Genomic DNA, 26,293 nt, shown 5'->3' with positions numbered 1-26,293 from the left:
ATTCTGTTCGAAGCAGGTTGTCATGCCTGGAGGTGAAGCAGGCATGGCGAGATGATTCAGCCGTGAAGCTCAATCAAAACGGTTAGCCGTGAACCTCGTCAAAGGTATCTAGCATTAATCCGCAGTTAAACCCACACTCTATAATGAGTTGTATGCCAAATGTGTCAGGAAAAATTAGAGAGTTCTTATTGCGCACTGGTATGTCGGCTATTTTCGAGGTAACTGGCTGGATTACTTATCATCAAGATTGGTGTAATTGCTATGGATAAAGAAGGCCTGGAACCCTTGAGGTAGAAAAAGACATTAAATCCCAATGCAGAGGTTATAATAACTCTGTACAGCTACCTGACTGATTTCTATCAAGATGAAGCCAGTCCTGCCAATATGCTATTTCTACTCCGCTGGTGCTTTGTTAAATAGAAGGTTTAATTAGGGATTTCCTATTATGTATACTTTAAATATTTGTATTCACTTCTTCGATAAGATAGCATCCGCAACGATTTAGCACCATCGCTAATGAATTATTTAATTAAGTGATGGATCTTCAAGGATGAACTGCATTATAAGTGCAGATGTAACTCAGGGGTGGCCAATGGCTATTTGGTTGAGAGCAGTAGTTTCATTTCTCATTATTCTTTCGGCATCTTTTTCTTTTGCGAACTCGCTTACTAACGAAGAGCGAATTTCTAAAGGTACTGATTGGTTATTAACTCAGCAATTTGTTAACGAATCGTTCACTAGTGATCTCGCTCTAGATTGGCAAGCAACAGATGAGGTTGTTACCGCTTTAAAAGCAGGTAGTTCATGGGATCAGTTAGCCAAGCAATCTATCTATGCGTGGTGGGTACAAGAAAGCACACCATATTTAGAGTATCGTGCAAGATCTATTAATATTGCTGAAAATTTAGGCGAAACTTCAGTTGTCGCACTAGCAGATTTAATTGCTTATCAAAATGTTGATGGTGGTTTTTCTGCATATGACGGCTGGGAGAGTAATCCTTATTCAACAGCTCAGGCATTATCCAAGTTGCCTTTGATAGATGATACGTATCGTTCAAACATTGTGTATGCCATTGGATATCTTCGCGAAAGCCAACAAGCTGATGGCAGCTTCTTAACTCATCAAAATGAATCTTCGTTGGTGCTAACAGCCCAAGTATTAATCGCTTTGAAGTCTTTCCAGTTTGAATATGATATTTCAGCGACGCTGGCAAAATTACAGGACTACATTTTAGCCGAGCTAGCTAATGCTAGTGATTATCCAGTTAATGAAGTGGCGATTGCGCTGCAAGCCATTATTCCTGTTACAACTGATACTGCTCGTTATCAAGCAGCGGTTGAATACATTACTTCCTCTCAACAGGAAAATGGTTCGTGGAACGATGATGCGTATACTTCAGCATTAGCCTTGCAAACACTGCAAATGATTGAAAACGTTGGAGTGGTGACTGATCCACTGAAAGCGACGCTTCAAGGTCGCATTTATATCATCAATACCAATACAGCACTTGCGAATGCAACGGTCACAATTGAAGGGACTTCTGACAGTGTGACTACGGATGCCAGTGGTCAATTCAAATTTAATAATCTAGAGCAAGGCGAATATACATTTATTTATTCGGCTTCGGATTACTATTCAGCTTCACAGCAACTGACATTAAAAGCGGGCCAGTTAGCAGATGTTGGCAGTATTTATTTAGCGCCACTGCCTACCAAAGGTATTGTAAAAGGCGTTATGACCTCTGCTGAAACTGGATTGCCACTGCAAGGTGTGACAGTCAATGTGGCAGGTGCAAATCAGTATTCTGCTGTGACAGCTGTAGACGGTAGTTATCAAATTGAAGTAATGCCAGGTGCCATCAGTTTCAATACTTCATTTGATGGTTATCAAGCGGTTTCAGGTTCAGCAGATATTGAAGCTGGCGGCACACTGTTGATTTCTGCATCGCTGTACAAAGTTGATGACGAACTGCCAGCAGACGTGACGCTGAAAGGACGAGTTTTAAATCAAGACAGTCAGGGCATTGCAGAAGCTCAATTAACCGTTAACGGTGCTTTAGTTGGTCAAACGGATGCATCTGGTGAATTTATGCTTACAGGTTTAGAAGTAGGCGCTATCGCTTTACAGATTTCAGCGACTAACTACAAAACAACAGCACTTAACATGAGTGCTTCACAAGCAGGTGAAGCTAATGTTGGTGATATCGTATTAAAAGAATATATCGCACTGGCTGCTAGCACGATTAAAGGCAAAATTATCGATGAAAATGCTCAGGGTATTCCATTCGCTGATCTAGTATTTAATCAGCTAGATAATGGTGATAACCCAGCTAAGAGCATTGCAGTTAAAGCAAATCAGTATGGTGAGTTTGAAGTAGTTGATGTTGATTTCTTATCAATCGGTTTAACTGTGTCGGCAGAGGGTTTTGTAACTAAAAGCCAAAGCCTAAAAATTGCCGAACATGGTGAAATTTCACTTGCAGATATTCTGCTTGAAAGAACACCGGTAGTGGAGGTGACAAAAATCAGTGGTCAGATTTTAAATAAAGCTGATTCAACGCCTATTCCCTTTGCAGAGATTCTATTCACGCAGTTAGATGTTCCAGCAAATGAAACCCCAATCCTAGTTAATGTAACGGCGGATTCAAATGGTGAATATACGGTAGAAAATATTGAATTCTATCGCATGCAAGCGTTTGTGACGGCAACAGGCTATCAAAGCTTAATCCAAGAATTAACGTTACAGAAGTTTGATAAAGTGAATGTTGATTTTGAATTACAGCCTTATGTTGCTGGTTTCGTCTCAATCAGTGAGTTTAATTTGGATCAGGCTCAGTACCCAGCTTATTCACAGCTAACAATCAAAGGCACGTTAGTTAACACAGATGTAGCTGCTAGGCGTGTGAAAGTCCAAGCAGATATTAAAAACTCAGCTGGAGATAGTATTCAGCAAATCCTAATGGGTGATGAGAAAGACCTAGCAGGTAAGCCATTACCAATTACAGTAGTGCCGAATAGTCCAATAGAAGTTGAAGGCGAGTGGTTCACTGGAATCAGCCAGCCGGGTCGCTATGAGATAGTTTTATCTCTATACGATCCATTGACGGATCAGATTTTGACTCGTAAATCTAACTTCATAGAGATTATTGAAACTGCCGATTTAAACAATGTTTCTGTGCTTGTTTCTCCAAAAGTTTCCAAAGTAGGAGCACAAGAAGAATTAAACATTAATGTTGTTGCGAAATACTTCGGTAATGTTGCATCGACTTACGCTTTAAATTACGAACTTGTTGATCCTGATGATCAAGTAATTTCTTCTGGTTCACAGGATATTGATGTAGTTCCGGGAGATATCAGCAAAGCGATTCAACTACCTGTAGTAAATGTTGAATTTAATATGAGCGGTCGATTCTTGTTACGTGGGTCAGTTGCAGGAAATCCTCTTGATGTTGTATCTGATTGGATTGTTGTTGCACCATCGACAAGAATTGACGTTAGCCACGAATTATCTCCAGCCGAAGTATTGCCAGGGACAGATAAACAACTAAAAGTTGAAGTTAAGTTGCAAGGAGTTGAGCAACCATGAGCTTATTGATCAGAATAATCCTTAATGTTTTTGCAGTCGTTTTAATTTTTAGTTCTGGTGCTCATGCAGCCGTGGACAGCCGAGGAAAAGAATTTATGTTTTCTTTTCCTCAAAACTACACTGGCGGCAACTTAAAAGTCTTTATTGCTTCTGAATACAATGTTCAGGGAACAGTATCGATTGCTAGCTTAAATTTCTTTGAAGAATTTAATCTAGTACCTAATGAAGTAAAAGAGATTGCATTACCAGCATCTGCTCAGATTAGTTCTAGTAACACAATCGAAAACAAGTCTGTGCATATCGTGTCGGATCAAGAAATTACGGTGTATGGTTTGAATGAGCAGCGATATACCACTGATGCTTTCTTAGCACTTCCGACCGATGCATTAGGTCTTGAATATCATAATGCTTCTTACAAATCGCTTGGTTCATATCGATCTTCAATGACAGTGACGGCTGTATATGACAATACCACTGTGACGTTTTCTCCTAAGGTATCTACAGCAGTCGTGCCTGCAGATGGAACGCATACGATCACATTGAATTCAGGTGAAACTTATAAGTTAGATACCAATGCGTCGTCTGGTGATATGACAGGTAGTTTAGTGACAGCCAGCGCACCTGTTGCAGTAATGGGATCGGTACAGTGTACTAATATCCCATCAGGTTATAGCGCATGTGATCACATTGTAGAAATGCTTCCTCCAGTGGCGACTTATGGTAAGTCTTTCATCACGATTCCACTAGCCAGTAGAAAAAAAGGTGACATGATTCGTGTGATTGCTTCGGAAGATAACACTCAAATCATTATTGATGGCGAGTTGAAAGATACGCTGAAAAAGGGCGCTTTCTACGAAGAAATTATTCAAACTCGATCAATTATCGATGCTAGTGCACCAGTAATGGTAGTTCAATATTCATTAGGACAAAGTTATGACGGTGTTATTTCTGATCCATTTATGATGGTAGTACCTCCTTCAGAGCAGTTCCTTAATGACTATAACTTTGTGACGTTGACGGAAAGCGTTGGCTTCCAAAATAGTTTCGTTAACGTTGTTACTACCGAATCGGCTTTGAGTAGTTTAATCCTTGATGGTCAATTAATAGATAGCACTCAATTTTCTCGAATTGGTCAAAGTGAATACTTTGGTGCTCAGCTAACACTACAGTCAGGCGTGCATAACATGATGTCGGATGAAACATTCGGTATCTATGTTTATGGCTTTGGTAGTTATGATTCTTATGGCTATCCAGGTGGTATGTCATTTGATTTTATTAACCCACGTGGTGATGCTTATATTCCAAATAGCCGTCTAGAACTAATGGGCGACTTTATTATTGGTTACGCATCAGATAGCGAAGATTTAAATGCGAACAATGTATTCGATGTAGGTGAAGATCTAAATGGCGATGGCCAAATTGGCAAGCGTACAGAAGATCTAAACAACAATGGTTTATTGGATGATGGCGAAGATCTAAATAACAATGGTGTGCTTGATCGCGATACAGGTATTTTCAGAATTGAACTTGATGCTGATGCAGAAAATATCAGTCTTGATGTCGACAGCTTTGTACCGGGTGCTTTAAACGTTAACTTCGTAGTATCGAAAGTTGATCCATCACTACCAGCGCTTGGCCATGTCATTATCAGCGACGGTGCAGGTAATAAAAATCGTGTACCAGTTAATTTCATTAACACGCCGACGTTAACAGGTGTGACGGTTACAAGTACATTCAGCAATAACCAAATTGAATTAATCGATGGTTCATTCTCTGAAACTCCTACTCGCATTGAAGACAAAGGTGATAAAACAGAAGTTGAATGGCACTACGACCAATTCTTATCAGATCAAGTAAAAACACTGACTTACGATCTATTAATGCGTAATCCTGTTGCTGCTGAAACACGTTTAGTTCTTCATGAACTTAAGATGGCGTATACCGATGTGAATGGAAATCCTGTTGTGATTCAACTGGGTACCAAAGCAGTTAAAGTAGCACCTTCTGTACTATTCCTGAATTCATCGATTGATAAAGTACGATACAGACCAACAGATGCGGTTTTAATCAGCAATGCTATTCAAAACAAGAGTGAATTTAATGATCAAACAGATCTAGTAGTTTCAATTGAAGATGCTAACGGCAACTTAGTGGAAAGCATTGAAACAAGATCAGTGACGATTGAGAAAAACAACACACTACTAGTGAATGACATGACATTTAATGTGGCAGGTATTGCAACAGGCGAATATCGTGTGAAAAGTCAGCTAGTGGCTAATAACGGAACTGTTCTAAGGGAATCAAAAGTACCGTTTACAGTAGTTACTGAAAATGATCAGCTAGTGGATCTTGCTGCATCAGTTTATTCATCGCAGCCTGTTTATTCTCCATGGGACAACGTATCAATTGAAACGCGTCTACAAAATATGGCGAGCAACTCAAGCGTTCCACTAGTGACAGCTGAATTAAAAGTAAAAGCGCCTAACGGCCAAATTATTTTGCAGCAGTCTCGTGATATTTCTTCGATTGCACCATCAGCAGTTTATCAGTACAGCTTTGCTCTTCCTTTGCAGAATGCATTAGAAGGGGACTATCAGCTAATTTGGACGGCTAAAAATGCTACTGGCATGTTAGTGACGGCAACTAACAGCTTCCAAGTACAAGAAAATCTATTCCAGCAATTGGCGGGTAATGTACAGACAAGTGCTGATCGCATCTTCCATGATGACAGTGTTGAATGTCAGTTCTCGGTACAAAACCGTGGCCGCAATGACATTGATGATGTTCTATTCGCTACAAGCGTTGTGAATATTGAAAACGAGCAGTTAATCTCGCGCGAAGAAGTTCAAAAGAGCATCCCTGAAGGCGAAACAACTACTTGGAATTCAATAGTACAAGCCCCAGGCAAAGTATACGGTGCATATGCATGTGTATTAGAAGCGAAAGTTAACGATGTTTGGAAAGTGCTAGATAGCAAAGCATTTGAGATTCAATCGCCAAAAATCACAGCGGCTTTTGAGTCAGCTGACATGGGTAGAATTCTGGTATTAACAGATGAATCCCGTCAATGTTCAGCGCTAGAAGATATTAAAGTTGAACTCGATACAGAAGTAGAATTAAACGTAAATAAGAAGATCGAAGTTCTACTTTATGATTTAGATGGCAACTTAGTGGATCATGAAATCCTATCTCAGTTAGACGTTTATATTAACAAGAACTCTTCTAACTCAGACGCTGATCTGATTGTGAAAGCAAACTCAGCAGGTAAATTTGAAGTAACCCTTGAATCAACAGTTGGTTTGGATCAGCAATACAAAGTTGTAATCAAAATCAAGAAGGGTTGGTTCAGTAAAATTGAAAAATCTTGGAATGTTGACTGTACCTGTGATCGTCCTTTAACTCTTCACGAACTGTATGAAGATGCCAAGCTACTTGCATGGCACCCATGGCACAGCGACGATGACTTAAGAGACGTTGATCCATTTGGTCCTATCACAGGTCCAACAGTGACAGAACAAAATGAGTTCTTAGAAAGCTACCTTCAGCAAAATAATTGGCAGTACACGCTAGTTCATACGGCTGAAGACTTTGCCAAAGAACATCGCCTAGGTGGTTATGCTACTTATATGATTTTATCTGAGCGCCCACATCTACACTGGCACGTTCAAAAAGAAATCCGTGAAGCAGTATTTGCTGGTAAAGGCTTAATCGTAGCGGGTTCGTACGACAAACGTAATCTATGGCTAGAGCATGCACTAGGCCTTAGCGTACTAGGGCGTCATCCGTGGGCAGTTAGCCTAAATGTTAACGAATCTGAATTAAGCAACGCATGGCAAGCACCTTTAGTATTTGATAAGGCGCAGGGAGTATTGTTGAAAGGTGCTGCAACTTTAGCTGAATTTACATTAGCGGGCGATGAGCACACTGAACACTGGAAGTGGTTAGATAATAGTCATGCAATTCGCAGCTTAAATGAGCTGAAGAGTAAAGCGATTACTGCTCATAACTATGGTTTAGGTAAGAGTTTATTCTTCAGCTTTGACCTACTATATCAAGCTGCGAGTTATGATACTGATATTGAATTTGAAGACTTAATTAAAAAATCACTTTTTTATGTTCAGTCAAGTGATGTGTCGAAAATTTATCGTGCGGCACTGCCTTTAAATATCAATTGGGCCAATGTGAGAGGAGCTGTTGATGTTGTAAGTGAACTGCAAATTCCTCATGACGTATCACTGCTTGAAAGTGATATCTTTAGTCATAGCAACGATGTATGGATGACAGAGTTTAACTTGCAGAGATTTCAGGAAGTTAACTCTCGTATCTATTTACAGCTAAATAATACATACGATACGAGCAATATTACGTTGTTAACAAAATCAGTTGATGGCGATCACGAAACTGTTCAGACGCCAGTAACCTTCTCATTGATTACGACTGATTTACCAACGATGGCAGAAACTCAAAGCAATCTAGATAGCTTAGCTTGGTCTTACTGGTATCGCATCAACTACCGTAGTGCTTGGCTCAAATTTAAATTGGCTAAGAAAGCAGTGGCGCGCGAACATTGGTATGAAGCGCAAACACTTTTGTTGCTGGCTGCTGACCTATTGATCATTGGTAATGAAAGTGATGTCCAAGAAATTAGACAAGAGCTACAGAAGCACATTCAGTACGTATCTGAAAAATTGGCTAAATAGAGTAAAAAGGATTTTATAATGATTTCTCCTATTGATTATATTAGAAATGCTGTTTGGCTAATGCGATCGACAGCGGCTTTATTGTTAGTGGTGTTTAACTTCGTATTCTTCTTCTCTCCGACAGTATTAGCACTTGAAGAACAGTTAACAGATGAAGAACGCTATCAAAACAAAATTGATGAGATATTTGAAACAACACCTGATCAAAAGCTAGCGTATCGTTTGCAGAAGCTGAAAGAATCTGTCACTTTGGAACTTTCAGGAAAAGTTGTTGATCGAGTTCAGAAAAGTTCAAAAGAAGGCCTTCTTGATAAAGTTATTTCATTCTTTTCATCGGATGCTGTGATTAATAAAAGTGAGTTGGAAGAAATTTCTGCTCTAAAATCTAGCATTGAATTTGCCTATGCCGAAGCAATGCTAGGTTTCGAACAAGAAGCTGAAATTCTTAATAATCCAAAAGTACCTGAACTAGCGCGTGAGCGTTACCAGGCAGCGAAAGCAGAAGTGACAGGTAAATTTGATCAGCTGATTGAAAAATTGAATGTTCTGTTAACTCAAGAAGATGGTGACGATCAGCAACAAGCGTTAAATGACTTAATTCAGTTATTAAACGAGAGCCAATTTAAAAAGACTCATACGGCTGAAGATCCTAATAAGCTTCCATGGGGCACGCCTGAAAATAAAGCACGTAAGCCTGCTGAAACACTTTCAGAGCTAAGTGCTAACATTGGTGTTGATGCTTATCCTGCGTCGATGCAATTAGCTAGCGCTGTGATTCCTATGGGCGCAGTATTATCTAGCCTTAAGGATTTTGAAAAGCCAGGTGCATCTGAACTTGCACCAACAATGGATGCGCAAATTACACCAGAAATCCAAGCGCTTGCAGACCAGTTAAATAATAACGTTGTTGAAATTTACACATGGGTTCATAACAAAATCCTATTCGTACCTAGTCACGGTTCGCTTCAAGGTGCTCAAATGACGTTGGATACTAAACGAGGCAATGCGATGGATACGGCTTCGTTAACGATTGCATTACTTCGTGCATCGAATATTCCAGCTCGCTATGTTTACGGTACTGTAGAAATTCCAGCTGAAAAAATTATGAACTGGGTTGGTGGGGCTAAAAATGCCAATGCAGCAGGTGCTTTGCTAGGACAGGGCGGTATTCCAAATGTAGCGATTGTGTCGGGTGGTAAAATTAAATCTTTTCGCCTAGAGCACGTATGGGCGGAAGCTTATGTTGATTTTGAACCTTCTCGTGGTCTAAAAAATGGATCTCGTGACAATTGGATTCCACTAGATACGAGTTTCAAACAATATGAATTTACGGAAGGCGAAGATCTAGGCCAAACTGTGCCATTTGATGCTGATGCTTTGATCAGTGAGATGCAAGCTAACAGTATGGTGAATAATGATGGCTGGGTTCAGGGGGTTCCACAAGAAAATTTAGAGCAAGCTATAAACAGCTATCAACAGGAGTTGACGGATTATATTAAAACTCAGAATCCTGATGCAACGGTGGGTGAAGTGTTAGGTTTGAAAGACGTCAAAGTTGTTGAACCAAAACCTCTATCTTCTGGTTTGCCTTATAAACATATTGTTACCAGCAATACATTTAGTGAAGTGCCTAATAATCTCCGTTATAAGTTCAAATACACATTAAGTACTTCAGAAAATGGGTATTTATCATCTCCTTTTATTAGTGTGGTTGAGCCAACAGTAAAGCTTGCTGGTAAGAAGCTAGGACTCTCTTTTGCTCCTGCAACGGAGAATGATGAGCAGATTATTGCTAGTTATTTACCAGAACCTGATCCAGTAACAGGAGAGATTGATCCTGATTCTCTATCTGATACTTTGCCTGGATATACGATTAATATGAAAGCCGAATTTCATATTAATAATGATCTTAAGTCATCAGGTATTGCTGGTTCTATGGGATCTGAATTGCATGAATCCTTAGGCTATTGGAGCCCAGTATACGGTTGGGAATTATCTAGCAATAAGATTACTGCAGGGGAATATCAAGCGATAGGCTTGGATCTTCAAGGGACCGATGCTGCGTACGCAGCTAAGATACAATCAGGTTTAGAAGAGACTAAAGCAAAGCTAGATAGTGATGATCTCGACCAAATTGATTCTTTAACCAAACAAGAATTAGTGGGGGATTTACTACAGGCGACTATTTTTAGTTATTTTGCACTTAACAATCTTCAAGATGATATTGCCGCTCAGCAGTCGGGCATGATCAGTTACCGTATGCCAAGCTATGGTAAGTTTAGTACAGCTTTATCGACTAGCTACTGGTTTGGAATGCCTAGAAATGTATCCGCGTCTGGTTTAGTGATGGATGTTGATCGAGTTTCAAATAGCAAGGTCGATAAGGAAAATAATACTACTAAGCGATTAGCCTTTGATAAAATGGTAGGCAACCGCTATAGCGCGATGGAGCATCAAGTACCTGAGTTGCTCTATTCGAAAGAAGATGAACCAGCAGAGGGTATTAGCGCGATTAAAGCCATTGCACTAGCCAGTGCTGAAGGGCAAAAGATATGGACAATTAAACAGGGTAACCTAAGCGTTGCCCTACAGAATATCAATCTTCCTAATGATGTAATGACAGAAATTAGAAATGCTGTTAACAATGGGAAAATCGTTACGACGCATGAGCAACCTTTAAGCTTTTATGGCAGCCAGCAGTATGGATATATTATTCTAGATCCGAATACAGGTGCTGGGGCTTATAAGATTGGTAGTGGGGCAAATGGTGGATTCCTTAAAAAACTTGATGATTTAATTCTAAAAGGACAGTTTTGGCTAGGGTTCTTTAAAGGGTTGAAAAAGAAAAACTTGGTAACTAAAGCAATTACAAAGTCATTAGGGCAGATAGTAACTGTGTTTACTAACGCTTATAAATTTTTGACAGAATGTAAGGATTTGAGCTTGGCATTGATGCTGACACTCGTATTTACTTTAATGTCGGTGGCAATTGCGATAGCATTATTCTTTGTGGCTGGTCCATTGGCATTCCCATTATCCATCGGATTAGCATATGTTGAAGATTATCTCGCTGACTTAGTTATTGCAAAAGGTTGCTAGTATGAAATGCTGGAATTGCAGTCATAAACATGGTTTTTTTTACAGGTTTAAATTCAATCCTGATAAAAGCACATATCTATCATGTGAAAACTGCAATTCTGAAATGATTAATATTGGTGCTTTTTATAAACATTTGTTGGTGATTTCCGTGATTTTTGTATTAAGTACTATTTATGAATTACCTGCAATTTCGATATTTTTAAATTACGTTATTAAATTTTTGATATTGGTATCATATTTTTATTTTTTTTTGCCTGTCAGGATTCGGCAGTAGTGGTTTAATTGTTTGTTTTAATATTTTGTTTTCTCACCGTTTTAGTGGGTCATGATTAGAATTAATTTGATCGTACATTAGTGAAGAATAAGTCTTTGAAATCACAATAAATCGTTATTGTTCGATAAAAGTTGATTCAGGACTTTATATTTCAGTGTGTCAGCTACTGTAATTGGCGTTTGGTCATGTAGAGCTTCACAAAGGTGGGTTTGCTGAAAATATCAACACAAGTTTACTGATAGATGGGCACAACAAGGTGCCTTGTGATGCAGGTAACTGGGACGTTGTGTTTCTGTTTCGTCACTGACTTTATCATCCGGTTTCTTACTTTCAAGTGTAGAAGTAGAAGCTGGTTAATACATAAAATGCCATGCCTGGAGGTGAAGCAGGCATGGCGGGATGATTCAGCTGTGAAGCTCAATCAAAACGGTTAGCCGTTAACCTCGTCAAAGGTATCCAGCAGTTCTTGTTCCGGAGTGGGAGTGGCCAGGCTCACCGCAATAATCGCGATGGTGGCAAAGATAAAGCCCGGTACAATTTCATACACATCGAATACACCACCGGTCAGCTGTTTCCAGACCACAACCGTGATACCACCAACCAGAATACCGGCCAGACATCCTTGGCGGTTCATACGTGACCAGAACAAGGACAGGATCACTGCCGGACCAAATGCGGCACCAAAACCAGCCCAGGCATAAGACACCAGACCTAATACAGAGCTATCCGGATTCAGGGCCAGTGCCCAGGCAATGATGGCGATGCCGGCTACCGCGAAACGGCCAATTTTCACCAGCAGTGCGTCGTCGGCGTCTTTATTGATTAATTCTTTGTAGAAGTCTTCGGTCAGAGCAGAGGATGATACCAGTAGCTGAGAGTCAGCAGTAGACATAATTGCCGCCAGAATTGCCGCCAGTAAGATACCAGCGACTAATGGGTGGAACAGTGCCTGTACCAGATCCATAAATACGGTTTCAGAATCGGCCAGTGGCGTATCAAAATAACCAATACCGGCGACACCCACCAGAGACGCACCAATCAGACCAATAAAGGTCCAGCTCACCGCAATACGGCGTGCTTGTGGAATATCCGCACGGCTTTTGATCGCTTTAAAACGTGCCAGAATATGTGGCTGACCGAAGTAACCCAGGCCCCATGCCGCCAGCGAAATGATCCCCATCAGACCCAGTGCGGTGCCATCGGTTTTGGTGAAGGCATCCAGCATTTCCGGGTTTTTCGCCGCCATCAGCGCGCTGGGGCCATCACCCACAGCGGTGAACGCCGCGATAGGCACAATGACCAGAGCTGCAGCCATCAGCAGGCCCTGTACTAAGTCAGTCCAGGAAACCGCTAAGAAGCCACCAAAGAATGTGTATGACACAACCGCGATGGTGCCAACGGTGACCGCAACGGTGTAGTCCAGACCAAATACAGTTTCAAACAACTTACCACCGGCAACCAGGCCGGAACTGGTATAGAACAGGAAGAACATCAGAATAAAGAAGGCCGCAATCGAACGGATCAATACCCGATCATTAAAGCGATTACTGAAGTATTGTGGCAGCGTCAGGCTGTTGCCAGCGGCTTCGGAATAATCGCGTAAGCGCGGTGCCACAATCAGCCAGTTCAGATAAGTACCCAACAGCAGGCCACCGGCCAGCCAAGAGGCTTCCCAACCGGCGGCGTAGGCATAGCCCGGCATGCCTAATAACAGCCAGCCGGACATATCGGAAGCACCGGCAGATAACGCCGACGGCCAGGCACCAAGGGAACGGCCACCGAGAATATAGTCGGACAGGTCGTTGGTTTTACGGTATGCCCACACCCCAATCCAGAGCATGGCTCCGAGGTAGGCGATAAAGGTAATCAGCGTTGATACATTAATGTCCATGCTGCGCTCCTGAGTCTTGTATTACGTCGTTTTTATAGTAAATGAGCCGATTGCCCGGCTCTTGATTAAAGTTCTTGTTAGGTTCAGACCGTTACAGAAAATCAGTCATCCAACGATAGCAGCGATGCATTACCACCCACTGCGGTGGTGTTGATCGTGCGAACGCGCTCGGTTGCAAATCGTTTCAGATAGTTCGGACCGCCGGCTTTGGGGCCGGTACCGGATAATCCTCGGCCACCAAACGGCTGAACACCTACCACGGCACCAATCTGGTTGCGGTTGATGTAGCAGTTACCGACTCGCACACGGCTTTCGATATAGCTGGCGGTGGCTTCGTTACGGCTGTGAATGCCCAGTGTCAGGCCATAGCCGGTGGCATTGATGCTGTTGATCAGCTGGTCCAGCTCGCTGGCTTTGTATTTCAGTACGTGCAGAACCGGACCAAACTGTTCGCGGCCAAGATCGGCAATGTCACTGATTTCAATCGCTACCGGTGCAACATAGTAGCCGTTGGCACAGCTGTCTGGCAGTTTGGCTTCGGCCAGTACCCGGCCAGCAGTACGCCAGCGTTCGATATGATTTACCAGGCCAGAACGGGCGCGTTCATCAATCACCGGGCCACAGTCACAGCTGTAGCTTTGTGGATTGCCGATTTCGATGCGCTGCAGTGCGCCGTCGATCAGCTCGATAATGCGATCGGCGATGTCTTCCTGCACACACAATACACGTAATGCGGAACAACGCTGTCCGGCTGAGGCAAAGGCTGAATCCATGACATCAGCCACCACCTGCTCTGGCAGAGCAGTGGAGTCAACAATCATGGCGTTCTGGCCACCGGTTTCGGCGATAAAGGTCGCCAGTGCGCCGTCACGTGCGGCTAAGGTGCGGTTGATATGTTGTGCTGTTTCGGTGGAACCGGTGAAAGCAATACCCGTGATACGCGAGTCTGGTACCAGTGCATTACCAATGGTAGCTCCGGCACCACACAGCAGCTGTACCACAGCGCCCGGTACACCGGCTTCGTGCAGCAGCTGTACCGCACGACCGGCAATTAACGAGGTGGATTCTGCGGGCTTGGCTAACACGGTGTTACCCGCAACCAGAGCTGCCACTACCTGACCAATAAAGATCGCCAGTGGGAAGTTCCACGGGCTGATACACAGGAATACGCCACGGCCTTCGTAGTAATGCTCGTTGCTTTCGCCCGTTGGCCCTGGCAGACGAGTTGGCAGTTGCATACCATCACGCGCTTGCTGGGCGTAATAACGGCAGAAGTCGACTGCCTCACGAATTTCATCAATGCTGTCTTGCAGAGTTTTACCCGCTTCGCGGGCACATAATGCCATCAGCTCATCAGTGTGTTGTTCCATCAGGTCAGCCATGCGCTCAAGATACGCAGCACGCTCTACGACGGACGTACGGTTCCAGTCAAACCAGGCGGCATCGGCAATATCCAGCGCTTGTTTGGCCTGATCAGCGGTAGCCCAGCTAACCTCACCGACCTTCTGGTTGCGGTCATACGGGCTGACGACCGCATAAATGTCACCGCCTTCCACAGCTTTGCCATCAATCAGCGGATGTTGTTGCCATTGTTGTTGATTAAATGCCTGGATGCTTTCCAGCAGCGGGGTACGTTCAAATGCCACAGCGAGGTTGTAACCTTGTGAGTTCTGGCGGTCGCTGAACAATTCAGCGGCACGCGGGATTTTAGGATTGCGGAATACCGCATGACGGGTTGCCAGTGCCACTGGCGACTGCACCAGTTCGGATACCGGCGTATTTGCATCCACCAGACGGTGAACAAACGACGAGTTGGCGCCGTTTTCTAACAGGCGGCGTACCAGATACGGCAATAAATCTTTGTGCGCGCCAACCGGGGCGTAGATACGCACATTAATACGATCCTGAGTCAGCAGGTTGTCGTATAACGCATCGCCCATGCCGTGTAAGCGCTGGAATTCAAACGCACGACTTGGATTCAGTGCTGCTAACTCGGCAATGCTGGCAACGGTTTGCGCATTATGAGTGGCAAATTGTGGATAAATATTGCCGGTGGTTTGCTCACTTAACAGGTAGCGGGCACACACCAGGTAGGACACATCGGAGTTCTCTTTGCGGGTAAACACCGGGTAATCGGCCAGACCCTGCTGCTGGGCGTGTTTGATTTCGCTGTCCCAGTAAGCACCTTTTACCAGACGTACCGGAATTTCATCGCCTTGCTCGGCGGCTAATGCATTGAGGAAGCCCAATACCGCGGTTGCGCGTTTGGAATAGGCTTGTACCACTAAGCCAAATTTGTCCCAGCCACGAACGGCTGGGCTCTGGTAAACCTGCTTAAACAGACGCAATGACAGCTCTAAGCGGTCGGCTTCTTCAGCATCAATGGTCAGCGCAATATCGTGCTGACGCGCTTCTTCCACCAGGCTGGCAACTTTAGCGCCCAATTCGGCCATCACCAGATGCTGGTGGGATTCTTCATAGCGCGGATGCAGAGCGGATAATTTAATCGAAATACTCGGAGCCGGGCGGTCATCACGCCAGGTGTTCTTTTCTTTGCTCTTGGCCAGGGTACGCAGCGCATCACGGTAAGCAATAAAATAACGTTCCGCATCGGCATCGGTAAAAGCCGCTTCACCGAGCATATCAAAGGAGTAGGTGTAACCCTTGGCGCGGTAACTTTTACTGTTTTTGATCGCCTCATCAATGCCGCGACCTAATACAAACTGCTTGCCCATGATTTTCATTGCCTGATTCATGGCAGCACGAATCACAGGTTCTCCGGCACGCTGAATCAGACCGCTGAGCAGGTTACCGGGAGAGCTTTCACGGTTAGAAATGCCGGTGACCTTGCCGGTCAGCATCAGCCCCCAGGTGGAAGCATTAACCAGCAGTGAGTCGGAGCGACCCATGTGCTCGTCCCAGGCAGCAGCAGATAACTTATCGCGAATCAGGGCATCGGCGGTTTCCGCATCCGGAATACGCATCAGGGCTTCGGCCAGGCACATCAGAATCACGCCTTCTTCGTTATCCAGGCTGTATTCCTGCAATAACTTATCCACCGCGTGGGCAACATCACCTTCGGCACGAATCGCTTCAACAATTTTACGCGCCCGGGCTTCGCTGGTGTGGCGGAAACCATCGCTTGGCTCAGCCAGTTCTGTCAGCTGTGACAGGTAGGTGTCTTCGTCGACGGCGTATTGGTTTTCAATCGCCTGATACCAGTCATCAGCAGACAGTTTTTCTGAATCTGAGAACAGCACGGCTACATCAAAATCGCTCATCGTGCCCTCCTTATTGTTATCTGTTTGGTCAAATATTGGTTCTGACCGTCCAAGGTACGCGGACTGGTTGGAGAAAACTTGCAGAAAAATCTGGCGCTTTTGTCAAAAACTATGGTTCTGGATGATTTTTCGCCATTGTCTGTGACTTTTGTCGTAGTTGTCCGGGGGAGGTGCTGAAGCGTGCTTTAATGGCGTGGGTGAGGGCGCTTTGATTGGCAAAGCCGGTTTCCGTAGCAATGGCACTGATTTTCATCGACGAGTTCTGCAATAACCAGGCGGCTTGTTGTGTTCGCTGTTGGATAACATATTGGTACGGTGTCATTCCGGTCAGCTGGCGAAAACGCAGGTGAAACTGGCTGGCACTCATGTGACAGGCTCGGGCCAATTCATCAACGCTGAGTTTTTCGGTCAGGCGGTTGGCAATCAGCTGATCCAGCATCGCCAGGTCAATACGACTGGAGCTGACAGAAGGATGCTGCTGATACGGTGCTATTCGGTGAAACAAACTGTGTAATAACAAGCCACTGATATGCTGTTGCAGCTGAACATCGTGGGGGCGCTGGGTTAATTCCTGTGCCAGACACTGCAACAAAGATTGCAGGTTATTATCCAGCTCAATAAAGCGAGGCTCAGCAAATAGCTGATCGAACAGGCTGGCATCAATCAGATGATTCGAACCATCATGGGCGCTGACATCAATCACAACGACGGTATTGTTGCCTTCTCCATAAAAGGCATGGTCGCAATTACTCGGCACCAAACAACCAAAGCCTGGGCCAAAATGTTGTTGCTGGTTCGGCGGCAGATCAAACCACACCTCACCCGTGAGTCCCAAAACCACTTGGTGATGATGATGGTGATGACGGTGGGGTTGTGATTCGAGTGATTGCACCCGGCTGGCACCAATGGTCCACATAACAGGTTCCAAAATTCTGATGTGTTAACACTAGGGATTAATACGATGTATTTCCATTCGGGAAAGTACGCAATATGAGGAATCGGGAGGCAGAAACAAAAACGCCCCAATGAAATATTCATCAGGGCGTTTGTTTGATCAACGGTGATTGATCTGATTATTTGTAAACTGGAAGCTTCTCACACAGAGCCACAACTTTGGCTTTGACTTCAGCTTCTACGGTTTCAGAGTTACCGTTTTCTAAGCCGTCCAATACGTCACAGATCCAGTTAGCCAGATCTGCACATTCCGCTTCTTTGAAGCCACGGCTGGTTACCGCTGGAGAACCAATACGCAGACCCGAAGTAACAAATGGTGAGCGAGGGTCGTTGGGTACAGAGTTTTTGTTCACTGTGATGTTGGCGCGGCCCAGTGCAGCGTCAGCATCTTTACCCGTGTACTCTTTGCCAATCAGATCAACCAGGAACAGGTGATCGTCGGTACCACCGGAAACCACGTTGATACCACGTGCAATAAAGGTGTCTGCCATCGCCTGAGCGTTTTTAACCACTTGAGCCTGATACGCTTTGTAGTCTTCTGACATAGCTTCTTTGAAGCACACTGCTTTTGCAGCAATCACGTGCATCAGCGGGCCGCCCTGGGATTCAGGGAATACCGCGAAGTTCAGCTTTTTGTTCAGCTCTTCGTCTTCTTTCGCCAGAATCAGACCGCCACGTGGGCCACGCAGAGTTTTGTGAGTGGTGGTGGTCACGACGTCGGCGATACCAACCGGCGTTGGGTAAACGCCTGCCGCAACTAAGCCAGCAATATGGGCCATATCTACAAACAGGTAAGCGCCAACGGCATCGGCGATTTCGCGGAACTTGTTCCAGTCAACCACACGAGAGTAGGCGGAGAAACCCGCAATGATCATTTTTGGCTTATGTTCTTGTGCCAGGCGCTCTACTTCGGCGTAGTCAATTTCGCCGGTTTCCGGGTTCAGACCGTATTGAACCGCGTTGTAGATACGACCGGAGAAAGATACTGCAGCACCGTGAGTCAGGTGGCCACCGTGTGCCAGGCTCATGCCCAGAATGGTGTCGCCTGGTTGGCACAGCGCCATAAAGACAGCCGCGTTAGCTTGAGAGCCGGAGTGTGGCTGAACGTTGGCATAAGGTGCGCCAAACAGTTCTTTCGCGCGATCAATAGCCAGTTGTTCGATGACATCAACGTGTTCGCAGCCACCGTAGTAACGCTTACCCGGGTAGCCTTCGGCGTATTTGTTGGTCAGCTGAGAGCCTTGAGCTTCCATCACGCGAGGGCTGGTGTAGTTTTCGGATGCGATCAGTTCGATGTGGTGTTCCTGACGCGCGTCTTCCGCTTTCATCGCTTCCCATAACGCTGGGTCGAAATCGGCAATGTTCATATCACGGCTAAACATGCAGCTGGTCCTCTTAAGTCAATAAATCGTGCAAAAACTGACTTGGTAGTTGAGTTTTTGCGAAAAATTTTAGGCGAGCATTCTACCCTAAAGTGCGCCGTGTGGCACTTGAGAAGGTGTCATAAACTGAGTGACAGGATTTCATAGTCTGGCTGGCGTGCTACATGCCGTATTTATTCATAATGGCATCATAGGTGCCGTTATCTTTGATCGTTTTGAGGCCGCGGTTAAAGGCTTCAATCAAACGTTTACTTTTCGGGTTGGCAATGCCGCTGGTGACATACAGTGGGTTTTGCGACAACGGGGTCTGAGAAAAATGGAATGCTGAGGTATCAAACCCCTTGGCCTTCATCAGGGCACGAGCGGCGATTTCATCATCCAGTGTGACGTCGATACGATGGCGGGACAGTTTTTTCAGGTTGGCAACCAGGTCGTTTGCTTCATAGCGTTTGAAGAGTTTGGAATGGTTGAAGGCATCACCATAGCCGTAATTTCTTGCCACACCCACGGCCTTATTTTTTAAACTGAACAGGCCCGTATATTCAAACGGTTCTTCAGCACGCGAGATAAAGGTGATCTTGTTGATCGCATAGGCTTCACTAAAATACAGAAACTTGCGCCTTTCAGCCGTTTTCCAAGTGGCGATCAATAAGTCGATGTGACCGCTGCGTGCTTCATTTAATGCCCGGCTCCAGGGAAGAATTTTCATGTTGAGTTGATATCCCTGAGTGGCCAGGGCAGCCCGGGATAATTCGATAGAGATGCCGGATTGACCATCTGCATCAATAAATGGAGGCCATGGGTCTTGTGCCGCGGTTACGGTTTCTGCTTTTGCAGGCAGGCAACATAACAACAGTATTAGGGTAACCAGTGATCTCATGGGCTGGACTCCTGAAATCATGCGAACGTTAAGGGTTGCTTTGAGTGTAGACAGGGTTTTCCCGTCCTTTGTTGATGTTTTCAGGAATGGCAGAAGTGACAGTTAGCCGGCGCTCTGTTTTTTAGCCAGAGAGAACTTTGAAACGTTAAACACGTTGGAGACTTTTCAGGAAGGCTTCTTCAGGAACCGGTTTACTGAAATAGAAGCCCTGAACCTCTTCACACTCCGCCTGTTGCAAAAATGCCAACTGCTCTTTGGTTTCAACACCTTCAGCAATCACCCCCATTCCCAGGTTATGAGCCATCGCAATAATGGTACGTGTTATTTGTGCATCGTCAGTATTGTCGGGCAGGTTGCGGATAAAACTCTGGTCAATTTTTAATGTGTCTACCGGGAATTGTTTCAGGTAATTCAGTGAGGAATAACCGGTGCCAAAGTCATCAATCGCCGTGTGCACACCCAGTTCAGCCAGTGCATTAAGAACATCCAGAGTGTGTTCCAAATCATCAATCAGGATACTCTCGGTGAGTTCCAGCTCAAGCTGTGATGGCTGGATTTCTGCTTTGCTGATGGCCGCTTTGACTCGTTCAATAAAGTTGTCTTGCTTAAATTGTAGCGCTGACACGTTGACCGCAACGCGTTCTATCTGATAACCCTGTTGATGCCAATGTGCAAAACGAAGACAAGCCTGTTCAAGCACCCATTCGCCAATCGGGATGATGAGTCCGGTATCTTCCATGATGGGGATAAACGTTCCCGGTGAAACGAATGCCTTAGTTGGGTGATGCCATCGCAGCAGGGCTTCGGCACCAACTACGATGCTGTCCGCACTGCGGTATTGAGGCTGGAAGTACAATTCCAGTTCATTGCGTTTGAGCGCGTGACGAAGATCATTTTCCAGCTCCAGTAACTCAACCGCTTTTTGGTTCATTTTCTGATTAAAAAACTGAACATTATCGCGGCCTTGTTCTTTTGCATGGTACATCGCCATATCAGAACTTTTTAACAGTTCGATAACGCTGTCGCTGTCATCAGGGAAAATAGAAATACCGATGCTGGCACTGATAAAAACTTCACGTTGACCAAGGCGGAATGGTTGATGCAGCGCATGAATAATTCTTTCACCCACTTTGACAGCGGTATCGGCGGCAGACTCCCCATCTTTCTGGCCACTGATGGCAATGGTAAATTCATCCCCCCCCATACGGCACACCAGATCTTGTTTTTTTATGCAGTGTTGCAGACGGCCCGCGACTTCTTTTAAGACCTGGTCGCCAGCCGGGTGGCCCATGGAATCGTTAATAGGTTTAAAACGATCCAGATCGATAAATAACAGTGCGACCGCTTCATTTTTAACGCGTGCCTGGTGTAGCATGTTTTCTAATTGCTCATGCAACTGGCTTCGGTTAGGCAGGCCCGTCAGAGGGTCGAAGTAGGCGAGTTTATGGATGCGCTCTTCGATGGCCTTACGGTCAGTTATGTCTGACATAATAACAATCAGGCTTTGGACTTCACGTTCTTCGTCGCGAATAGCACTGACACCAGCCCAACCCGTGCGCATTTTATGGTCGGCATGGCGGAAGAAAAGTTCGCCTTGCCAATAACCATCAATCACCAGAGATTTGCCGATTTCCTCAAAAAAGCTGACATCGTGGTGTTCGCCGGAAATCAGGAAGTCAGGTGTTTTACCTGCAATGGTGTGAACGTCGTAGCCGGTTATTTTCGAAAATGCCTTGTTGGTACTGACAATGTTCATGTTCTTGTCAGTAATCAGAATCGCTTCATTGGAGTTCTGGAATACCTCGGCCGCCAGCTGCAGTTCTTTTTCCAGTTGCCGTGCTTCCGTAACATCTCGGGCAATACCAGAAATACCCTGTAATTGTTTGTTTTCATTCCATAATAAGCTTGCCTGGATCTCCAGTATTTTTTCTTCTCCGGATTTACAAGATGCCATTATATCCTGGCGAATGATTTCTGAATTTTTTATATTGGAAGTATGTTCGGTATCACGAATTCGTCGCTTTAATTTTTTAATCAGATGATTCAGATCATTACGCCTGAAAATCGAAAAAATCCCTTCTCTTAATAATTCATCAGGTTTGTAACCCAGTGTTTTCTCAGCCGACGAGCTGACAAAATTGAATGTTAAGTGTTGGTCAGTCGCCCAGATAATATCACTGATGTTTTCAGCTAATAATCGATAGCGCCGTTCACTTTCGACAATAATTTCCTGCGCTTCGATTTCTTCTGTTACATCGCGTGCAGTTCCGATATAACGGGTGACATTACCATCCTCATCGAAATGAAAAGGGGTGTCATAAAACTTCATTACACGAATGCTGCCATCATGATGTTTCATTCTGACTTGTGACGTTTTGGTTTGGCCTGGAAGTAACTCCCGCCTGATAGTCAGCTCATTCTGTAATAACGGAATATCTTCGGGGTGAATTAATTCTTTCCAGGAGACTTTTCTTTCTGGTATGTCCGGATAACCCAGCATGCTGGATAACTTTCGGTTACCAAACAGAATTTTTTGATTTAACTGCTCGTCCAGATCAATCACATAAATAAGGTCTGGCATAGCCGACATGACCGTCGACCAGAAATGCTCACGTTCTTTGGTTGCGTTGGCGATCTGATTTCTTTCAGTAATGTCCAGCATGGTCATCAGGGCGATACCATCCGAACCAGAATGTAAGGACAGATTTGCCCATACATCAATCTTCACTCCCTCGAACGTTGTCAGCTGTACTTCGAACTCTGTGGTTTCAAGGCGAAGTTCCATCGCACGGTCAATTGCATGACGGAAGTCTTTGGCAGCTGATGTAATCAGCTGTGGGTATTTGTCTAATAAATGCCGTAAGTCTCTTGCCTGAGTTAAGCGAATAGCAGATTCATTTGCGCTTACCAATACCAGTTCATCAAGGCGCCCCTGATAATTGCTGATATCAATCAGGCAGTGGGCAACACCTGCTTCTTCAAATAACGCTTTGTATCGGGACTGGCTTTCGGACAAAGCCAAAGTGGCTTGTTCTGATTCTGTGATATCTCGCAACAGCCAGACAACACCTTCAATGCTATCGGCGTTGTACAGTGGGTTATAACGTTGTTCGAAAATACGCTGTTCGCCACCAACCTGAGCAACAAGCTTGTGGCCACTATCGTGTAACAACTCCAGTTCAGCAATATCAAGCCCGCGGTTCCAAAGTGCATTGCTTTCTGGCCAGGCATCATTCAGTTTTTTACCATTGAAGTCTGCAATACCATTGGAGCGAATAAGCGCTGCCCCTTTGGGATTGGTGTAGTTAATCACACCTGATTTGTCTGTGGATATCAGTGCGTCGTCAATTGACATTAATGCTTTATCGGCACGAACCTCGGTCTCTTTGCGTAAGGCATCTAACTTCTGAGAACGTTGTTCACTGCGTCGCATATACCCCCATAAGGCTGAAACCAGAACAACAAAAATAAGCAGTACTAATAAGGGCTCTTGTATATGATCCCACAGCAGACTTTGCTGCTCTTTTTCTTCGGGTAAGGCAATTAAGTCCCAGGGCGTATTGCTTAAACTGACGCGGGTGATAATCCGCAATTGCTCACCCTGGGTTAGCTCTGGCTGGGCCCCGGAACTGGCGAAATACTGCTCACGAATGGAAATACGATTAGTGCGGCGATCAATAATGGCCAACTCGAAACCAGGGAAATCTCCTTCGTAAACAATCTGCGAGAATTTACTGTAAGAACGTCGTACAACCAGCAGATAGGTTTTGTTATTGACTTCAAAACCACTGTATAGATAGTAACCGCCCCGGTTACCGTAGCGCAGTGAAAATATACCGGCTTCAGGCCCTTGCTGCCTGACTTCAGCGCTAATTGCGGGGATTTCAAGTTGATTGAGCAGTTGCCCCTGGTGTTTTTGATACGTGCCATCTTCATGAAAAACAAAAAAGCCGGTCAGGTTAAAAAACGCAGTCGACATACTTTGCCAAAGAGCGGTTTCATTTGTGTTGTCGTTCGTTGCAATATAACGATTGAGCTGGGGTAGATGTGTTTGAGTGAACAGGTGATTAGCATGCAGCCCTGCTTTGGAGAGCAACCCTGCCTGCTCAGAATAATTAGCAACCGTACGAGTCACATTGTCACTGAAGCGCTGCTGACCGTCATTCCATTGCTGGTAGGTATTGTTAGCCAATACGGCCAGCAAAAAAATAAAGCTCAGCAATAGCAATGGGGCATTCATCCTGATGGATGAATGATGATCTTTCCCCCCCGATTTGATGCCAGATAAAGTGAAGCCCATTACAATCCGATTGAAACTTATTTTATGTGTTGTCCAGTGCACACGTTCAATTTACGCCTGGCCTTAAAGCAGTATAGACCGATATTCTTCAGCCTTCTTAATTCTCAGGTGCCTTCTGCCTGATTGGCCTGTTAAAATACTCCTATTCATTCTTTGGGGTAGATATTTATATGGCTCAATACGTATTCACCATGAACCGCCTGGGCAAGATTGTGCCGCCTAAGCGTCAAATTCTGCGTGACATTTCTTTGTCTTTCTTTCCGGGCGCTAAAATTGGCGTATTGGGCCTCAATGGTGCTGGTAAATCCACGCTGTTGAAGATTATGGCGGGTGTTGATACCGACTTTATTGGTGAAGCGCGCCCGCAGCCGGATCTGAATATCGGTTATCTGCCGCAGGAACCGGAACTGGACCCAAATAAAGACGTAAAAGGTAACGTCGAAGATGGCCTGGCCGAATTGATGAATGCCAAAGCAGAGCTGGATGCAGTCTATGCGGCTTATGCGGAACCAGACGCGGACTTTGATGCCTTGGCGAAAAAGCAGGGTCGTCTGGAAGCCATTATCGAAACCGCAGGTGGTCACGATGTCGACCGTCAGATGGAAATTGCGGCGGACGCGTTACGCTTGCCGCCTTGGGATGCGGATGTGACTAAGCTGTCGGGTGGTGAGCGTCGCCGTGTGGCGTTATGTCGCCTGCTGATGTCCAAGCCGGATATGTTGTTACTCGACGAACCAACCAACCACCTGGATGCTGAATCGGTCGGTTGGTTAGAGAAGTTCCTGGAGGAATATCCGGGCACCGTGGTAGCTATCACCCACGACCGTTATTTCCTCGATAACTGTGCTGAGTGGATTCTTGAGCTGGATCGTGGTCACGGTATTCCGTATCAGGGTAACTACACCACCTGGTTGGAAACCAAAGAGAAACGCTTAGAGCAAGAGAAGAAAGAAGAAGAAGCCCACACCAAAGCCATCAAACATGAGCTTGAGTGGGTACGTAAAGGCGCGAAAGGTCGTCAGGCTAAGAGCAAAGCCCGTTTAGCGCGCTTCGAAGAGATGAACTCGCGTGAGTTCCAGTCGCGCAATGAAACCAACGAAATTTATATTCCACCTGGTCCGCGCCTGGGTGACAAAGTCATCGAGTTCCATAACGTCAGCAAATCCTTCGGCGATCGTATGCTGATTGATGATCTGAGCTTTACCGTTCCGGCTGGCGCCATTGTTGGCATCGTGGGTGGTAACGGTGCGGGTAAATCAACCCTGTTCCGGATGATCAACGGCACCGAAACGCCAGATTCCGGTGAAGTGGTCATGGGCGAAACCGTTAACCTGGCTTTTGTTGAACAGTTACGTGAAGAGCTGGATGACAGCAAAACCGTCTGGGAAGCCATCTCCGACGGTATGGATATGCTTAACATCAATGGCAAAGAATACCCAAGCCGTTCGTATATTGGTCGCTTTAACTTTAAAGGTGGCGATCAGCAGAAGCGGGTGGGTGATTTATCCGGTGGTGAACGTGGTCGTTTGCAGTTGGCTTATACACTGAAGCAGGGTGCTAACGTATTGCTGCTCGATGAACCGTCCAATGACCTCGACGTGGAAACCTTACGTGCTCTTGAAGAGGCGATTGATGCCTTCCCGGGTACTGTGATGGTGGTATCCCACGACCGTTGGTTCCTGGATCGTATTGCCACGCATATTCTGGCGTATGAAGGTGATTCTAAGGTGAACTTCTTTGAAGGTAACTACACCGAATATGAAGAAGATCGTAAGAAACGTTTGGGCAACGACGCTCAGCCAAAACGGATGAAATATAAGCGTTTGGCGTAAACACGTCTTTGGCAAAATGATCTGACTATTTAAGTACAGATTATTTTTCTGCCGCCGCTCAGAGGGGCCATCCCTGGCCCTGCTGAGCTACCACAACATCCTGTTGTTGCTACA

General features: G+C 45.1%; 10 protein-coding genes. 4 read left to right on the top strand and 6 right to left on the bottom strand.

The genetic code is table 11. The annotated features are described in order from the left end of the window. The first annotated feature begins 592 nt into the window (after positions 1-592). From KFF03_RS13595 to KFF03_RS13585, 3 genes are read left to right on the top strand one after another with little or no spacing between them, the layout of a single operon-like run. Positions 593-3,586, top strand: a complete 2,994-nt coding sequence (locus tag KFF03_RS13595; RefSeq protein ID WP_255857470.1) for a carboxypeptidase regulatory-like domain-containing protein — start codon at positions 593-595, stop codon at positions 3,584-3,586. Further along, positions 3,583-8,286 (top strand): IgGFc-binding protein, encoded by a 4,704-nt coding sequence (locus KFF03_RS13590; RefSeq protein ID WP_255857469.1) that lies wholly within the window; start codon positions 3,583-3,585, stop codon positions 8,284-8,286. Before KFF03_RS13595 ends, KFF03_RS13590 begins: the two co-directional genes overlap by 4 nt. Before the next feature lie 18 nt (positions 8,287-8,304). Then, positions 8,305-11,385, top strand: coding sequence for a transglutaminase family protein (locus KFF03_RS13585; protein WP_255857468.1), 3,081 nt, complete (start codon positions 8,305-8,307; stop codon positions 11,383-11,385). Between the two features lie 704 nt (positions 11,386-12,089). Here KFF03_RS13585 and putP read toward each other — a convergent pair. The 6 genes from putP to KFF03_RS13555 all read right to left on the bottom strand — a co-directional run bounded on the left by putP (position 12,090) and on the right by KFF03_RS13555 (position 24,287). Next, on the bottom strand, positions 12,090-13,550 hold the full coding sequence (gene putP / locus KFF03_RS13580; RefSeq protein ID WP_255857467.1) for a sodium/proline symporter PutP: 1,461 nt from the start codon (positions 13,548-13,550) through the stop codon (positions 12,090-12,092). A 101-nt stretch (positions 13,551-13,651) separates the two neighbouring features. Then, a complete protein-coding gene (putA, locus tag KFF03_RS13575; RefSeq protein ID WP_255857466.1) occupies positions 13,652-16,831 on the bottom strand; it encodes a bifunctional proline dehydrogenase/L-glutamate gamma-semialdehyde dehydrogenase PutA in 3,180 nt (1,059 codons plus the stop codon). A 109-nt stretch (positions 16,832-16,940) separates the two neighbouring features. Continuing rightward, positions 16,941-17,747, bottom strand: coding sequence for an AraC family transcriptional regulator (locus tag KFF03_RS13570; protein WP_255857465.1), 807 nt, complete (start codon positions 17,745-17,747; stop codon positions 16,941-16,943). A gap of 157 nt (positions 17,748-17,904) precedes the next feature. Continuing rightward, the gene (gene glyA / locus KFF03_RS13565; protein ID WP_255857464.1) at positions 17,905-19,167 is read right to left on the bottom strand and encodes a serine hydroxymethyltransferase; all 1,263 of its coding nucleotides are present in this window, start codon (positions 19,165-19,167) and stop codon (positions 17,905-17,907) included. Positions 19,168-19,327: 160 nt separating this feature from the next. Beyond that, a complete protein-coding gene (locus tag KFF03_RS13560; protein WP_255857463.1) occupies positions 19,328-20,047 on the bottom strand; it encodes an ABC transporter substrate-binding protein in 720 nt (239 codons plus the stop codon). Between the two features lie 145 nt (positions 20,048-20,192). Next, the gene (locus KFF03_RS13555; protein WP_255857462.1) at positions 20,193-24,287 is read right to left on the bottom strand and encodes an EAL domain-containing protein; all 4,095 of its coding nucleotides are present in this window, start codon (positions 24,285-24,287) and stop codon (positions 20,193-20,195) included. A 230-nt stretch (positions 24,288-24,517) separates the two neighbouring features. Here KFF03_RS13555 and ettA point away from each other — a divergent pair, with 230 nt between their 5' ends. Then, a complete protein-coding gene (gene ettA, locus KFF03_RS13550; RefSeq protein ID WP_255857461.1) occupies positions 24,518-26,179 on the top strand; it encodes an energy-dependent translational throttle protein EttA in 1,662 nt (553 codons plus the stop codon). The last annotated feature ends 114 nt before the right edge of the window (positions 26,180-26,293 follow it).

It is taken from the genome of Bacterioplanoides sp. SCSIO 12839 (genome assembly GCF_024397975.1).
Classification (GTDB): Bacteria; Pseudomonadota; Gammaproteobacteria; order Pseudomonadales; family Oceanobacteraceae; genus Bacterioplanoides.
Note: the sequence above shows the minus strand (reverse complement) of the source record. Positions and strands in the feature narration are given on the sequence as shown.